This is a genomic window from Ornithinibacillus gellani (genome assembly GCF_003730295.1).
Taxonomy (GTDB): Bacteria; Bacillota; Bacilli; order Bacillales; family Amphibacillaceae; genus Ornithinibacillus_A; species Ornithinibacillus_A gellani.
This window is the reverse complement of record NZ_QTSZ01000009.1, coordinates 1-15,238: the sequence shown is the minus strand read 5'-3', so window position 1 is coordinate 15,238 and position 15,238 is coordinate 1. Positions and strand designations below refer to the sequence as shown.

At 40.5% G+C, this 15,238-nt stretch carries 17 protein-coding genes; 14 read left to right on the top strand and 3 right to left on the bottom strand.

What is annotated here, in order from left to right; genetic code table 11:
• The first annotated feature begins 33 nt into the window (after positions 1 to 33).
• From DX933_RS02470 to DX933_RS02435, 7 genes are all read left to right on the top strand, one after another.
• Entirely contained in the window at positions 34 to 1,203 is a 1,170-nt protein-coding gene (locus DX933_RS02470; protein WP_123314902.1) for a GNAT family N-acetyltransferase, read from the top strand.
• A 342-nt stretch (positions 1,204 to 1,545) separates the two neighbouring features.
• Positions 1,546 to 2,226: a PspA/IM30 family protein gene (locus DX933_RS02460; protein ID WP_123314900.1), complete on the top strand. Its 681-nt coding sequence runs from the start codon at positions 1,546 to 1,548 to the stop codon at positions 2,224 to 2,226.
• A gap of 75 nt (positions 2,227 to 2,301) precedes the next feature.
• Positions 2,302 to 3,330: a TFIIB-type zinc ribbon-containing protein gene (locus tag DX933_RS02455; RefSeq protein WP_123314899.1), complete on the top strand. Its 1,029-nt coding sequence runs from the start codon at positions 2,302 to 2,304 to the stop codon at positions 3,328 to 3,330.
• The gene (locus DX933_RS02450) at positions 3,324 to 4,127 is read left to right on the top strand and encodes a TPM domain-containing protein (RefSeq protein WP_123314898.1); all 804 of its coding nucleotides are present in this window, start codon (positions 3,324 to 3,326) and stop codon (positions 4,125 to 4,127) included. The genes DX933_RS02455 and DX933_RS02450 overlap by 7 nt, the downstream gene beginning before the upstream one ends.
• A 39-nt stretch (positions 4,128 to 4,166) precedes the next feature.
• On the top strand, positions 4,167 to 5,186 hold the full coding sequence (locus tag DX933_RS02445; RefSeq protein WP_123314897.1) for an SPFH domain-containing protein: 1,020 nt from the start codon (positions 4,167 to 4,169) through the stop codon (positions 5,184 to 5,186).
• 315 nt (positions 5,187 to 5,501) lie between these two features.
• Entirely contained in the window at positions 5,502 to 6,176 is a 675-nt protein-coding gene (locus tag DX933_RS02440; protein ID WP_123314896.1) for a hypothetical protein, read from the top strand.
• Positions 6,173 to 7,414: an efflux RND transporter periplasmic adaptor subunit gene (locus tag DX933_RS02435; protein WP_123314895.1), complete on the top strand. Its 1,242-nt coding sequence runs from the start codon at positions 6,173 to 6,175 to the stop codon at positions 7,412 to 7,414. The genes DX933_RS02440 and DX933_RS02435 overlap by 4 nt, the downstream gene beginning before the upstream one ends.
• Positions 7,415 to 7,473: 59 nt before the next feature.
• On the opposite strand, the gene DX933_RS02430 is transcribed toward DX933_RS02435, so the two are convergent.
• The gene (locus DX933_RS02430) at positions 7,474 to 8,328 is read right to left on the bottom strand and encodes a YihY/virulence factor BrkB family protein (protein WP_123314894.1); all 855 of its coding nucleotides are present in this window, start codon (positions 8,326 to 8,328) and stop codon (positions 7,474 to 7,476) included.
• A 226-nt stretch (positions 8,329 to 8,554) separates the two neighbouring features.
• Between DX933_RS02430 and DX933_RS02425 the strand changes: the two genes are divergently transcribed.
• The 5 genes from DX933_RS02425 (at position 8,555) to DX933_RS02410 (ending at position 11,874) form a co-directional block, all read left to right on the top strand.
• Entirely contained in the window at positions 8,555 to 9,025 is a 471-nt protein-coding gene (locus DX933_RS02425; RefSeq protein WP_123314893.1) for a DUF948 domain-containing protein, read from the top strand.
• A 15-nt stretch (positions 9,026 to 9,040) separates the two neighbouring features.
• On the top strand, positions 9,041 to 9,460 hold the full coding sequence (locus tag DX933_RS02420) for a DUF948 domain-containing protein (protein ID WP_123314892.1): 420 nt from the start codon (positions 9,041 to 9,043) through the stop codon (positions 9,458 to 9,460).
• A 43-nt stretch (positions 9,461 to 9,503) separates the two neighbouring features.
• Positions 9,504 to 9,677 (top strand): hypothetical protein, encoded by a 174-nt coding sequence (locus tag DX933_RS18335; RefSeq protein ID WP_190279381.1) that lies wholly within the window; start codon positions 9,504 to 9,506, stop codon positions 9,675 to 9,677.
• 280 nt (positions 9,678 to 9,957) lie between these two features.
• Positions 9,958 to 10,686: an N-acetylmuramoyl-L-alanine amidase CwlD gene (gene cwlD / locus DX933_RS02415; RefSeq protein ID WP_123314944.1), complete on the top strand. Its 729-nt coding sequence runs from the start codon at positions 9,958 to 9,960 to the stop codon at positions 10,684 to 10,686.
• A 129-nt stretch (positions 10,687 to 10,815) separates the two neighbouring features.
• Entirely contained in the window at positions 10,816 to 11,874 is a 1,059-nt protein-coding gene (locus DX933_RS02410; RefSeq protein ID WP_123314891.1) for an Mrp/NBP35 family ATP-binding protein, read from the top strand.
• Between the two features lie 46 nt (positions 11,875 to 11,920).
• Here the strand turns inward: DX933_RS02410 and gerD are convergent, their stop codons facing one another.
• Positions 11,921 to 12,568 carry a spore germination lipoprotein GerD gene (gerD, locus tag DX933_RS02405; RefSeq protein ID WP_223805849.1) on the bottom strand — a complete coding sequence of 216 codons (648 nt, stop codon included), beginning with the start codon at positions 12,566 to 12,568 and terminating at the stop codon, positions 11,921 to 11,923.
• 173 nt (positions 12,569 to 12,741) lie between these two features.
• Between gerD and DX933_RS02400 the strand changes: the two genes are divergently transcribed.
• Positions 12,742 to 13,410 carry a KinB-signaling pathway activation protein gene (locus DX933_RS02400; protein WP_123314890.1) on the top strand — a complete coding sequence of 223 codons (669 nt, stop codon included), beginning with the start codon at positions 12,742 to 12,744 and terminating at the stop codon, positions 13,408 to 13,410.
• Between the two features lie 102 nt (positions 13,411 to 13,512).
• Here the strand turns inward: DX933_RS02400 and pdaB are convergent, their stop codons facing one another.
• Positions 13,513 to 14,271: a polysaccharide deacetylase family sporulation protein PdaB gene (gene pdaB, locus DX933_RS02395; RefSeq protein ID WP_123314889.1), complete on the bottom strand. Its 759-nt coding sequence runs from the start codon at positions 14,269 to 14,271 to the stop codon at positions 13,513 to 13,515.
• 272 nt (positions 14,272 to 14,543) lie between these two features.
• Here pdaB and DX933_RS02390 point away from each other — a divergent pair, with 272 nt between their 5' ends.
• Complete coding sequence (locus tag DX933_RS02390; protein WP_123314888.1) at positions 14,544 to 14,765, top strand: hypothetical protein; 222 nt, start codon at positions 14,544 to 14,546, stop codon at positions 14,763 to 14,765.
• The last annotated feature ends 473 nt before the right edge of the window (positions 14,766 to 15,238 follow it).

Genomic DNA, 15,238 nt, shown 5'->3' with positions numbered 1-15,238 from the left:
GAAAAGAAATAAGTCATTGTTGGGAGGATATATATGGAGGCAATTAAACGTTTAAACATTGAAACAGACTATCAAGCAATATTTCAGCTATCTGAATTCGCTTTTCAATATGAGCTCGCCGAATCAGAGGTTGCAGCGAAAATAGAGGATGCAAAACGTCATACCATATGGGGTTGGATGGATGGAGAAAAGATCGCTGCCAAACTGCATTTGCTGCCGTTATCAGTGTACATACAAGGCCGGAAATTTAGCATGGGTGGGGTTGCTTCTGTCGCAACATGGCCGGAATATCGCCGACAAGGAATGGCAAAGCATCTCATGAAGCATGCCATTCATTATATGCGGGACCACGGTCAAGTCGTTTCATTTTTGGCGCCGTTTTCTTATGCGTTTTATCGACAGTATGGCTGGGAACATGCCTTTAATTTAAAGCATTACACGATTCCTATCGAGGTGCTGCGGAAGAATTGGGACACCACGGGCTATGTAAGGCGAATCAAAGATTATGATCCCGTGTTGGATGACGTGTACACCTCCTATGCGAAACGGTTTGCTGGTGCGATGGCACGTGATGTTCAGTGGTGGAAACAGCGCGTGCTACGAAAAGAATATTATATTGCCGTTGCTTATACGGCAGATGGAACAGCGAATGGTTATGTTTTATATCAGGTGAAGGATAATAAAGTGACGGTGTCCGAGCTGGCATTTTGCTCTTTGGATGGTCAAAAGCAATTACTGCAGTTTATTGCTAATCATGACTCGATGGCGAAAGAGGTGAGCATGGTTGTTCCCGAAAATGATCCACTCCCACTGCTTGTGGATAATCCGCGTTTCCAGCAAGAAATAAGACCTTATTTTATGGCACGAATCGTCGATGTTTTAGCGTTCCTAAAGCAATATCCTTTTACAGCAGGAACAGAAGCAATCTTTTTATCGGTAATAGATGATTTTGTAGATGAAAATAGTGGATTATACCAATTGAAACCAGGACAAAATGGCGTAGATGTCCAGCGCCTTGACACGCAAGAAAAGCCTGCATCGGTGATAGAAGTGTCGATTCAGCAATTGACGACGATTATGCTTGGTTTTACACGACCTTTGGAATTACTATCTTTAGAAAAGATGAAGGGAGATCCACTAGCTGTTCAGCATTTAGAAACGTGGATTCCAGCCCAGCAAACATATACGTCAGACTATTTCTAAAATAGATTGAAAGCAAGCTGGCAATTCGATAGAATAAAATAAAGTGAAACTCAATCAGTGGGGGTTTTCGCACTTTCCCACTGATTGTTAGTTGAACCAATCAGGCCTTTACTGGCTGTTGCCCCCCTTACAATTCTTGTTATGAACAAAAATTTTTGAAGAGTGGGGGCCTTACAGCCAGTTAATCTGTGGAAAAAGTAAAATTTTGTGAAACCTTTTATATATTTGAATCGTATAATTAACTGCAGCCAGTTAAACTGGTTCTGCACCGCTCGAGCAAAAAAGTAATGTGATATCGAAGCAGTTTGCACTGCTATCAATATATTAAAGGAGAGATGTAGGATGAGTATTTTAACACGTTTTAAAGATATTATGGCAAGCAATATTAACGCACTGCTGGATAAAGCAGAGGATCCAGGAAAAATGGTGGATCAATACTTAAGAAACTTGAATAATGACCTTGGTAAGGTAAAGGCCGAAACTGCTTCCATCATGGCAGAGGAGCAACGTGCGAGAAGAGCATTGGATGATGCCGTGGCTGAAGTAGCCAAAATGCAAAAATATGCGGTTAAGGCTTTAGAAGCTGGTAATGAAGATGATGCAAGAAAGTTTTTGGAGAAGAAATCAGCACTAACAGCAAAAGAGGCTGAGCTGCAGCAATCCTACGAGCTGGCAACTGCAAATGCACAGCAAATGCGCCAAATGCATGATAAATTAGTTGCAGATATTGGTGAATTGGAGTCACGCCGTGCGGTAATTAAAGGAAAGGCTGCCGTTGCAAAAACACGTCAGCGCATGAATAAGGTTGGAGAATCTGTTGCAGGCTCGAATGCTTCCATTAATGCGTTTACACGAATGGAAGAAAAAGTGAACAAGTCATTGGATGAAGCAAATGCAATGGCTGAGCTGAACAGCGGACCAAAGGATGACATAAAAGACCTGACAGCGAAATATGATACAACGAGTGACGTAGATGATGAACTGGCAGAGTTAAAAAAGCAGTTAAACCTATCTGACGAATAAGTTGTTGCATGAAAAAAGCTGTAGCTTAGGCTACAGCTTTTTATTCCACTAGAGATGATGGAGGGGGGAAGCGATATGCTACTTCAGTACAAATGTCCAAACTGTGGTTCCGATATGGCTTTTGATAGTGAATCTGGAATGCTATCCTGTGAAAGCTGTGGCAGACAGGACAACATTGAGGAGTTTTCAGATGATTATATTCAATCAACCTTTACTGAGGAAGAGGCAAAAGAATACCATTGTAAAAACTGTGGTGCGGTCATCATAACGGAAGCAGATACGACCGCAACAACATGCAGCTTTTGTGGGGCAGGCGTCGTCCTTGGCGATCGGCTGTCAGGAGCATTGGCACCAGCCAAGGTTATTCCTTTCACGATCAGCAAGGATGAGGCAAAAGCAGCGTTTGTAAAGTGGTGTAATAAAGGAAGATTAACACCAAGGGGCTTTATGACCGCAAATCGCATTAAAGGCATTACCGGATTATATGTCCCATTTTGGTTGTATGATTTAAATAGTCGCGCAGATGTTCAGGCCGTGGGAACGCGAGTCCGCACCTATACAAGAGGCGACTATATCTATACCGAGACCAAATATTACGACGTGTATCGGGATATCGATCTACATTATGTGAAGGTACCTGTGGATGCTTCAGAAAAGATGAATGATGAACTAATGGATAAACTGGAGCCGTATGATTATGGTAAATTAAAGGAATTTAAAACCCCGTACTTAGCAGGCTATATTGCCGAAAAATACAATTATGATGATAAGGAATTATTTCCTCGGGTTAAATCACGGGTAAAGAAATATGTGGATACTTATATTAGCTCAACGGTAACTGGATATTCATCTGTTCGCTATACGAATAAACAGATTGATACGAAACAAAAGAAGGCCCAGTATGTCTTATTGCCGGTTTGGATGGTTTATTATGATTATGACAAACAGGAGCACACCTTTGCAATGAATGGGCTGACTGGAAAAGTTGTCGGAAGGCCGCCGATTAGCTATGGTAAGGTTGCTGGCTGGGTGGGCGGTATCGCAGGTTCCACGTTTATTGCGATGCGCATTATCCAGCTTATCATGGGAGGTGGGCTATGGTGAGGCAATCGTCATTATGGAAAAGCATTGTCTTCTGCTTAACCATCCTTTTATTTTCAATAACAGCTTTATCTACCCCCACCCACGCTGCACCAGAAGCCAAACAACGTGTATTTGATGATGCCGGTTTATTAACGAAGGAAGAAGTTACAGAGCTGGAGGCATTATCTGCAAAATATAGTGAAAAGCGTGAAACGGATTTCATCATTCTTACTTCTAAAGATGCAGATGGTAAAGATATAGAAGATTTTATGGGAGACACGTATGATGAAAAAGAATTTGGCTATGACAAGCCAAAGGGCAACGCTGTTATGCTGACGATGGATATGTCAGAACGTGATGTAATGGTGACAGGTTTTGGAGAAGGCGAACGACTGCTTGATGATAATCGGGCAGATTTGGTGCGGGAAAAGATTACCCCTGCGCTATCACGTGGCGATTATTTTGATGCTTTTTCGCAATATATTAAATCAAGCTACAAGTATATGGGTTATCGTGAAGGGGTAGACCCTGACAACATATTCTTCAGTACATTGTTCCAATTGGCGATCTCTGTTGGACTTGGGGTTGTTGTTGTCGGAAAAATGCTTTATAATTCAGGCGGAAAGGTTACAGTAAGCGGGCGGACCTATAGTGACGCAAATAAATCCAGGGTCGTTCAACGCCGTGATGTATATGTACGAACATCTGTAACCAAGCGGAGAAAGCCTAAAAATAATAGTAGTGGCGGTAGCCGTGGAGGCGGCGGTGGGGTGACCCGCGGCGGTAGCTCCTATAGTGGTAGTAGAGGAAAGTTTTGATACAGAGAATAGATGATGTACGGAGAGGATGGATGGAATATGTCTTTATTTAGAGGGCAATTTGCCAACGTTGTGGAATGGGAAGAATTTCGCGATGATATGATTTTTTGGAAGTGGAGCAATCGTGAAATTAAAAAAGGAAGTAAGCTTATCATTCGTCCGGGACAGGATGCAATCTTTTTAAACCATGGTAAAATTGAAGGAATTTTTGAGGATGAAGGGGAATACAGCATTGATTCCCAAATCATTCCATTCTTATCCACGTTAAAAGGTTTTAAATTTGGTTTTAATAGTGGCATGCGTGTTGAAGTTTTATTCGTTAATACGAAGGAATTTGTTGTCAAATGGGGTACGAAAAATGCGATTAACATTCCAACACAACAGCTTCCGGGCGGTATGCCGATTCGAGCAAATGGAACGTTTACCTTTAAAGTGAATGACTATGTATCTCTTATTGATAAGATTGCTGGTGTGAAAAATAGTTATCTTGTAGAAGATGTCAAAATCCGGATTACTTCTATTCTGGATCAGCTTTTAATGAAGTGGATCAGCAAAGAAGGGAAGGATATGTTTAATCTGCAGGCAAATGCATTTGAAATTGCGCAAGGGATCCAGGAAGACCTGGATATGCAGATCATCGATAGCGGAATGACCATCACCAGCTTCCAAATCATGAGCTTTAATTATCCGAAAGAAATTCAGGATATGATAACCAAAACTGCATCCCATGGCATGATTGGTGATGTTGGCAGATATCAGCAGGTATCGATGACAGATGGCATTGCTTCCGGAAAGGTAAAAGGCGGCGGTGCAGCATCTGATATGGCTGGTATGATGATGGGAATGAACGTTGCAAACGAAATGATGAAAAATATGAACCAGCAACAATCCCAAGGAAACCAAGGTAATCAGGGACAGAATAATAATCAAGGGCAAGCATCACCTTCACAAGGCGCATCATCAGGTGATGGCAAGGTACCAAACTTCTGTCCAAATTGCGGTGAAAAAACCGGTGGAGCCAATTTCTGCTCCAACTGTGGCCAAAAGCTAACGTCATAATTCCAAGTCGTAGAATGATAGGATTTTGATGCTAAAATTGGTTCAGCTTTGAATATACAAAAGATGAATATAACGTAGAAATGCAGGCTACATCCGTACAATGGATTTGTCTGCATTTTTATTTAAAACAAAGCCCCTTATCCATTGTTGCCGCCTTAACGGATGTTTCTATGAGAATATGAATGAGCCGTATGAAGGAATAGGAAAAATTTCCTATTATACAAAATATGCAGAAAAAGATGGGAAATAATCGGAAAATGGGGTAACATGGAGAGGTAATCATTAACAGATATTACGCACAGAAGGATGTTGTCAATGACCTATCATATCAATGTTTTTAAACTATTGTTTTCGATGTATGATAATATGTTTCGTATTCGCAAGGCAGAGCGCATTACCAACCTATGGGGGACGTGTGTCGCACTTGTATTTGCCAGTATGGTCATTTATGGGTGGATGGCATATCTAGGAATTGGGACAAATATCGTATCCAGTGATGCAGCGGTATTACAGGCATCACAATTTGAATTCGAGAAATTCTGGTTTATCGTCGGTAGAATCTTGTTTTCTATCATTTTTGCTTGTGCGGTACTGTTTATTCCTCCGCTAGTCTTCTTGCTTTTTACAGACATACCGTATCAAAAACTAGTAGCCATGCAACAGGTTGTGCTGTTGGTATTATTGGTGGAGCGGGTACTTTGGATTCCAATTGCGGTTTATGGCGGTTTGGATTGGTTTGTATCACCTTTTTCCTTTGGTATTATCATTTCTTACATCACACAGCTTCATTGGGTAATTGCTTTTTTTGGTGCGATATCCATTTTCCAAATCTGGGTGATATGGTTCCAGACATCCTATACAGCTAGTCTGTCACATTTAAAGAAAAACCAGACGGTAATCGTTGTGCTTGGTTTACATATTATTTATTGGGCGATTGCGGCGGCACTGAGCTTTTTTGATACCTATATGATTGGCGGGTGGTTCGGATGAGATGGGGACGTATCATCATTGCTGCAATTATCTTATTTATTGGTTTGAATATTTTACTCATCGTCATAGATCAGGATGATAAAATATCACGTCTATCCCATGTTAAAGACTGGACAGCGGTGTATGAACAGGATTTATATGAATATTTGGATACAAGAGGTGTCATTACATTTAGTAATGAAGAAAATATTTACTTTGATAAGAACGTAGGAAGCTTTCATGAATTTTTGGTGGAGGCTGGAGATGTTGTTCAGGCTGGGGATCCTTTATACTCCTATAAAGCGACCAATTACTATGAAACCTTAGCAAGATTAGATAGTGAAAAGGGCCGGGTACAAGAAGAAATTTCGGCAATCGAGTCTGCCATCCAAACGATGAGTGCTTATATGATACAGCAACCGGGTGATATCGTACTCGAGCTGGAGGAGGAACGCTTAGAGGTACCGCAAAATGTGGCCGAAGCGGAGCTTATCAAGGAACAGTTTATTACCGAAAAACAGAAGGAACTCGGTCAAAAACAGGCAGAGCTTAACAGCTTGGAGTCCCAACTATCCGAATTGAATGGTAGTGGTGATACAATTACGGTGGAAAGTGCTTATGAAGGTTTAATTACGGAAGTGTCGAAATCATTGGCAGATCCAGTACTAACAATTCAAGGTACCGAACTGCACGTCGAAAGTGAACTAGATGAAAAGAAACGGTTAGAACTTGAACAAATTGAAACAGATGAAGGCCTTGCGGTAAAGGTTGTATTAGATGCCAATAAACAAGAGCTGAACGGGACTGTGACACATCTGGCGGAGATGCCTTCACGCGAATCATCTGTGAGCAGCATGTATCCAATGGAAATCAGTTTTGACGAAGAGGAAGAGGGAGAAGAACTAGATCAGCTTTTACCAGGCTTACATGCTGATTTATCCATTGTGCTTCGGGAATCTTTAAAGGCAACGACCATTGATCGCTCGGCTTTATTCGGGAATGAAATTTGGAAAATGAATGCACAAGGAAAGCTGATGCTAACAGGTGTTGAAACAGGAATTCAAAAAGAAAAAATGACCGAAATTACGAAGGGTGTTTCTTTAGGGGAGCGTTTGGCAACGAAGGAAAGTGAGCAGTTCCGTGATGGGGCTGTATTTATCACGCCACTGAAGTGGGAGCATTTCTCTTGGAAACAGACTGTAGATAATAAGCTGGGTAATTGGAAAAAAGGCTTTGTGATTGGATTACTTTCCAGATAGGTGCATAAAAAGCCGGTGCAACAGGGTATCCTAACGTGGACCTGTACACCGGCTTTTGTTTAATTTACAGATGAAATCGGTTCTTCGGCAGCTGCTCTTTCCTGTTTTCGTTTATGCAAAATGGCATTGAAAATGGCACCAATTAGCATAATCATTCCCGTAAGGAAGAACCAAATCATAAGAATAATTAATCCCCCAAGACTTCCGTATGTGGCGGAGTAATTACCGAAATTACCAACGTAAAAAGAAAAGCCAAAGGAAATGAGTTGCCAAAGCACACTGGCAATAATAGCACCAGGCATGATGGAACGAAATGGCAGCTTCTTACTTGGTGCAAATCGATACAAAAGCATGATAAGCAGTGTTAAGACGACGATACTAATTCCCCAGCGCATGACATGTAATAATACCGTCATAGCCTGATCCATCCCAAGAATGGAATGTAGCATATTCACAATTAAATTACCGAAAATCGGTAGTAAGATGGCAATGACAAGCGCCAGAATCATACCTAACGTTAGCCCTAATGCAATGAGACGAACGACAATAAATGGTCTTGTTTCTTCTGCATCATATGCCTGATTTACAGATTTAATAAAAGCGTTAATGGCATTAGACGCTGACCAGAGTGACCCAATAATACCAACAGTTAATAGTCCGCCTTTCGGGGTTTGCACAATACTCACTATCGTGTCTTCAAAAATAGAGGCAATTTCACTTGGTAGTATATTTCCCATAAAAGCGACTGCGTCTTCGGGATCGATATTCATATAAGGAACGATGGCGAAGCACACAATCAGAAGCGGCACAATCGATAGTAAATAATAATATGCTTGTGCGGCTGCAAGTAACGGGACATTGTCCTCTTTAAATTTATTCATAAATTGCTTGGCAAAATCTTTCACATTCGACATTGATGTCCCTCCAAATCATATTCCTTGTCTTCCTATACCCCATCTAGGTTGACTCCAATCGTGGAAACTAGATTTGCTATCTGGTCGACAACCTTTTAGAATATAAACAGGACATATCTTTAGTTGATAGTGCAAGGTACGAAAAATTCAGGTCATTGGACCAGCACTTGCACGTTTTATTTCATGTAAGAAGTGGTATAATGCTCATAAGGAAGGGGGTTGTACGATGCAAGGAATAATCTACTATACCATATTACTATGTGCGATCGCTTTTGCAATTGTTATTGTCTATATTTCCCTTCTACTGAAGCGGATAGCAGACTCCTTTAAAACGACAGGAAAAACACTTCACGAGGTGGAAAGAAAGCTAGAGTACATGACCCCGCAAATTAGGCAGACTGTAAAAGAAGTGGGGAGTACAGTCGATGATATTCGCGATAAGGTAAGTGCGACGGATAGTATGTTTGATGCGCTTGAGGATGTTGGACAAGCAGTAAAAAATGCTGATGGTGCAGTCGCGAATAAACTGGGAGGAATTTCCCCAACAGATGCGATTCGTAAATCCAAGCCATTTTTGGATCAAGTTGTGTGGATGGAAGCAGCCCGCTTTTTATTCAGACGATGGAAAAAGAAGGATGCGAAGCAGGAATTGGCTATTCAAGATTCCAATAGAGCTATTGCACCTATTAAAAAGTAAGGAGAGGAATTATACATGTTAACACAAATTGGTATTTTATTAATTGGAATCGCCTGCCTGCTAGGAGCCATTTTCATTGCATATGCGCTAAATAATTTAGCGGGTGTCTTGGGCGGAATTGAAAAAACGGTTGAAAAATTACCAGAGCAGCTGGACGATATTTTCAAACAAACAGGAAACTTGATTGAAGAAAGTAACCATACATTGCAGGATGTTAATGATAAACTAAAGCAGTTAAGCCCATTGTTTTATATTGTTGGTGATGTTGGAAATGCCACTCGTAAATTTACATCCTCTTTGGTTGATGTGACAGATTCGGTTAAGAAGAAGACGGAAGAAGGCAAGGACATTGCGGATAAAAATGACCTTGGCGGTGTCTACGGTGCCGTTGCACTAGGATATTACTGGTTAAAACAGCGCGGCAAGAAAAAATAAGGAACAGCTTTGATCATTCATTATGATGAAAGGATTTTCGATCATGAAAAAACGCAAACTTCGTAAAGATGGAAAGTGGCGAATGAATCGTCTTAGTCAGCTTGGTATTGTGGAGAAACTGAAGGAAAAGGAAAGAAAGTTGTTTCTCGATGGCCAAAAGCGCGCCAATGATATAGAGGCAATAAAAACGACTGTGGATCAGCGGATAAATAAATAATACGTATCACAAAACCTCCAAATAGGTAGTAGTTCTAAAATGCTAGCTTTTGTCTAGCTTTTGAGAGCAGCACCATATGGAGGTTTTTTATATTTATCACAGATCAACAGCCTAATAAAGGCCGGATTCTTTCAACTAACAATCAGTGGGGGAAGTGCAAAAACGCCCGCAGATGGAGGTTTCACTTTATTTTGATAGTTTGGGGGCATTTTTTAACATAATTAAATGGCTCGTTTCATACGATAGGGCAAGCAGTTAAAAAGGAGCGAGCCATATGAATATGAAAAGAATAATTAAAATAATTGCTTGGGTTACTGGGGCAGTCGTACTGCTATCACTATTACAGTATCCAATACCAAAAGCAGATCCAGCATGGGGTGCCTGGTCTTTACCATTAGCTGGACAAACCATTGTTATTGATCCGGGACATGGAGGACCAGATGGGGGAGCGATGGGAAAGGACAAGACCTCTGAAAAAGGTATTGCCATGGAGGTCTCCAAACGGCTGCAGGACTATTTGCAGCAGGCAGGTGCGCTCGTTTATTTAACCCGTTCATCTGATAAGGATTTAGCTGCTGAGGATACAAAGGGGCTGTCGAGGCGGAAATCGGAGGATATTCGTAATCGGCTGCAATTCATTCATGAAAAGCAGGCCGATTTCTTCGTGAGCATTCATTTAAATGCTATACCATCGGAACGCTGGAGCGGTGCACAAACATTTTATTATCCGCAAAATGATGATAGCCGGCATTTGGCAAAAATGATTCAAGCGGAAATCATTCGTAATATGGAAAATACGAATCGGGAAGCTCTGGCAATCAATCAAATGTATTTGCTGAAAAAAGCAGAAGTTCCAGGTGCTTTGGTGGAAATTGGTTTTTTATCCAATGTGGAAGAACGTGAGCTGTTAAAACAAGAAGATTATCAGCGGAAAATGGCAGGCAGTATTTATGAAGGTATTTTACGCTTTGTAACAGAGGAAGCGGAGGAGCAGTATAACCCTGAGTGAAGCGCAAACCAGGCACCTTTCATGATTCAAATCACTTAGATTTTATCGAATCTATGTTATACTAGCGTTGGACAAACGTGGAAAGCAGTGCGTTCCAATTGCAAGTATGAAAAGGGAAGGTGATTGTGCATGTTGACAAAAGAAGAAGTAATTAAATTGCTTCAGCCAGTCAAAGATCCATTTTTACATAGAACGCTTGAGGAAACAGGCGGTATCGTTGAAGTTACCATTCGCGAGGAAAAAAAGCATGTTAGCGTGAAGGTTGCCATCAGTAAAACGAATACTGGGGAACAGATGCAGCTACAGCAGCAGCTCGTGCAAATCTTAAAAAAGAATGGTGCTACAACAGTAGGATTGCGTTTTGAGCAGCTTCCGGAAGAAGTGATTCGCAAGTATCAGCCGGCAGCAGAAACCGAACAGGAAAAGGCATTGATGGGCGGAAGCAAGCAACCACACTTTATTGCAGTTGCAAGTGGTAAGGGTGGTGTAGGTAAGTCTACTGTCACGGTTAACTTAGCAATGGCATTGATGCGTTTGGGTAAAAAGGTCGGTGTCATTGACGCGGATATTTACGGATTCAGTGTGCCGGATATGATGGGGGTTGAGCATCGACCTGCCGTTCGCGGTGAAAAAATCATCCCTGTCGAACGTTTCGGTGTGAAGGTTATTTCCATGGGATTCTTTGTAGAAGATAATTCGCCAATTATTTGGCGTGGTCCAATGCTTGGGAAAATGCTTTCCAGCTTCTTTAAAGAAGTAGAGTGGGGCGACTTAGATTATCTATTACTGGATTTACCTCCAGGTACGGGTGACATTGCCATGGACGTCCATGAATTACTGCCAACCTGTAAAGAGGTCATTGTAACAACACCACATCCAACCGCAGCATTTGTAGCAGCACGCGCTGGACAAATGGCTTTAAAAACAAAACATGAAATTCTTGGTGTTGTGGAAAATATGGCCTATTTTGAAAGTGAAAAAACGGGTGAGAAAGAATACGTATTTGGCCGTGGTGGTGGTCAGAAGCTTGCTGAGGTTCTTCATACAAAGGTGCTCGGCCAGCTGCCGTTGCAACAGCCATATGAGGAAGAGGATGTTTTTGCACCTTCTATTTACCAAGAGGATCATCCGTTGGGAAAAGAATATCATAAGATTGCAGCGAAAATTGTTGCAAAAGTAGAAGAATAATGGAAAAAGCCGGACGTAAATGGATGCGTCCGGCTTTTTATATTGGCTATTCTTGGCCTTTATCTCCGCCTCCACCAGACTCACCGCCGCCCTCATTTTCTTGGCTTTGTCCACCTTCTTGTTCTCCACCTTTATCACTTTGCTTTTCTTTTCCTTGTTTTTCAGCGGCCTTGAGTAATGTTTTTTGAATTTTTTCTTGAAAGAGCGGGCTATCCAATGATTCATGGATCATTTCATTTAAATGAGTACGGAATTCCTGGCTTTTCATTAATTGTTGTAAATGGCTGGTCATTTCCGGATCTTGTAATAAATCCAGCATTTGTTTTTGGAAGTTTGGATCATTCATTAATTTTTTCATGAGATTTTTTTGTTCATCTTCCAAGGATTTTGCATAGTCTTTTACGAATTCCGGATCCTCAAAAAGTTTTTTCCACATTTCTTGTCCTTTATCAGAAGATAATGCTTCCTGTATGGACTGTTTCACAACATCAGATTCCATCACGAGTTTTTGCTTCATTTTTTCATCTGCAAGCAGCTCACGAAGTGCTTTTTTACCATCTTCTGTTTGCAAGATGTCGACGACCATTTTTTTCGTTTGATCATAATCCAATTCTTTTTCTGCCGCTTCCCCATTACATGCTGCCAATGTCACGCACAGCAAGACTGCGGTAGCAAGCTTTATCATCTTTGCCATGCTCGGCTCCTCCTTTTGCTTATTCTTAATATGGTTGGTAAATATAAAAATATGCACTTCATGAAGGAAAAAACAAAGGGTTCGTGTTAAAATACGTATGGATACAAGAAAAAATTAAAAAAGATAGCTTCTTTGCATCATATGTATGCGATGTGTGGCAGGAGGATATTAGATTGAAAACGCGTAACGTTGTGCAATTATTTGTTAGAACACTTGCAATTGGTGGTTTAATTGGTTTGGTAACCAGTTTTTTTGTAAATCCTGGAGTGTATGCAGAAAATATGAGTCCATTCCGATTTATGGAACTGGTTGGTTTGGTATTCTTTTATTTGGGATTTGGTTTATTATCAAGTGTAATTAGTCAAACTGGTTTTTTTGCATATTTATATATTAACCGTTTTGGACGTAGTTTATTTCGATCATTCTGGCCAACTGTACAAATGCTATTGGTTGCGTTTGTGGCGTTTGACCTCATTTATTTCCCTTATAAAGCCTATGATGGAGAGGTTTCCGTCTTTTGGTTTATCGCCATGTCGGCAGCGATTGTCGGAATTGGTTGGTTTGTTGCATCGATTAAAGCAAAAGCAACCAATCCATCAGCATTTACACCTGCTCTATTTCTAATGGTTGTGATGACGACAATTGAATGGATGCCTGGGCTACAGGCAGAAGGTACGGAATATGCACTGCTGATGATACCTGCATTGCTTGCATGTAATATATATCAGTTAATGGCATTGCATCGTCTGCCAGCACAAAATCCAACTGCAAAGGCACCGGTGACTGCTTCGCCACAGCCAACACGCCCAGCTGGTAAGAAAAAGAAAAGCAATAAACGATAAACATAAAAAAACCTGCAGTTCAAATCGGGACTGCAGGTTTTTGTGTGTGAAACGCGAAACGGTGATGGTGACCAAGCCTTCGTTTTTCGACAATAGCTTTTCTTATTCGACAATTTTCTCTTTTGCTTCCGCTTGATGAATGATTTCAGATATCGTAGCGAATTGATAGCCCTTATTTTTTAATCCAGGTAATATCGTTTTTAATGCACCAGCCGTTTGTTTAGCTGCATCAGATGCGTGAAGCAGAATAATGTCACCGTTATCCGTTTCTTTTAAAACAAAATCGGTAATTTCTTGTGTACCTGGATTTTTCCAATCATTTGGATTCACATTCCAGTGTATGACCTGGAAATCTAAGCTTTCTGCCAATTCGATAATTTCCTCACTAAAATGCCCGCTCGGTGTTCGCAATAGCTGTATATCCTTATATCCCAGCTTACGAAAAACTTCTTTTGCATAGATTAAGTCTTTCCTTACCTGACTCAGCTCTTGATCTAGATAACTTTTATATCGATAGCCAAGCATCCCCAACTCATGTTTGTCCGCAATAATTGCTTCTAAAATATCTGGATGACGTTCTGCCCATTCTCCACTAACAAAAAATGTTGCTGTTGCATCACTATCTTTTAGTTGTTTTAAAATATCATGAACCTTTTCTTCGCCCCAGCTAATATTAAAGGTTAAACCGATATCTTTTGCATCTGGATTTCCTCTCGCCAAAGCAGCCGGCCCCTTTTTTGAAAAAACAGACATCACACCATCACTTTGAACCCATACATATAAAGCAGCGATAAAGGCTAAACTAACAACAACGAACAATCGTCGAGTACGGTTAAATTTCCAAACATAAAAGTGTTGCATCGTATCCGCTCCCCCTCCGTATAGACAAGCACTTGTTTAAGCATATGAACAATTTTTGAAAATATGAGCCGAATGGTTGCATTCAAAATGGAACGTAATTAATTGCGGTTGATAAGAAAACTTGTCTAGACAATCTTCCTATCAACCGACAAAATATAACAAATTTCTCGAATCTATATAGTATAGAACCAATGAAGAGGAAATTAGCGTTTTATTGTGGTATTTTGGGGTATTTAATAAGGGATTAGCATAGAAGGTATGAGGTGAATGCAATGTTAGGGTTGCTTATTAATGAAATGGAGCAAAAAGAAATCGAATATCTAGTGAAACGTGAATTGGATGAACTATCGATGGATTTGGAAGACCATCGAATTGATCATATGGTAAAACGTGCAATGAGAGAACGATACCGCTCTTTATTTCAATTGCTGCGCCGTGTGGCATGTGAGGGAGAATGTATGAAGTATATGCCGAAGCGTTCGGAAAACGAATAAATAGGCGATACGGTAATGTATATATAAAATAATTAATTAATAAAATGAACGAAGACACCTAAGCCGTATGTGCGTGCGGTAGCCTGTCTTCTTTTTTTATGTAAAAAACACCAAATGAGCGATCCGCGTTGCAACATGATCGCATTTATGGTGAATTTGGATCATATGCATTTTTTATTCAATTTTTTATTGCACTACACAAAAATATATGGTATATTATTTTTTGTTGTCAGCAAAACAACCGACATTTTTATACAAGATAAATGAAAATGAAAAAACGTGTTGACTTTTGTTCGCAACCATGATAAATTATATCTCGTCGCTTCATTGCGGCAAACACAATTGATCTTTGAAAACTGAACAAAACAACCAGTATGTCAAGAGAAACAGAACCCTGTTTTTCTTTAAAAAAATTAGTCAGAATTTGTTTCTGATTGCTAAGTATGAAACTTTACTTTTTTGGAGAGTTTGAT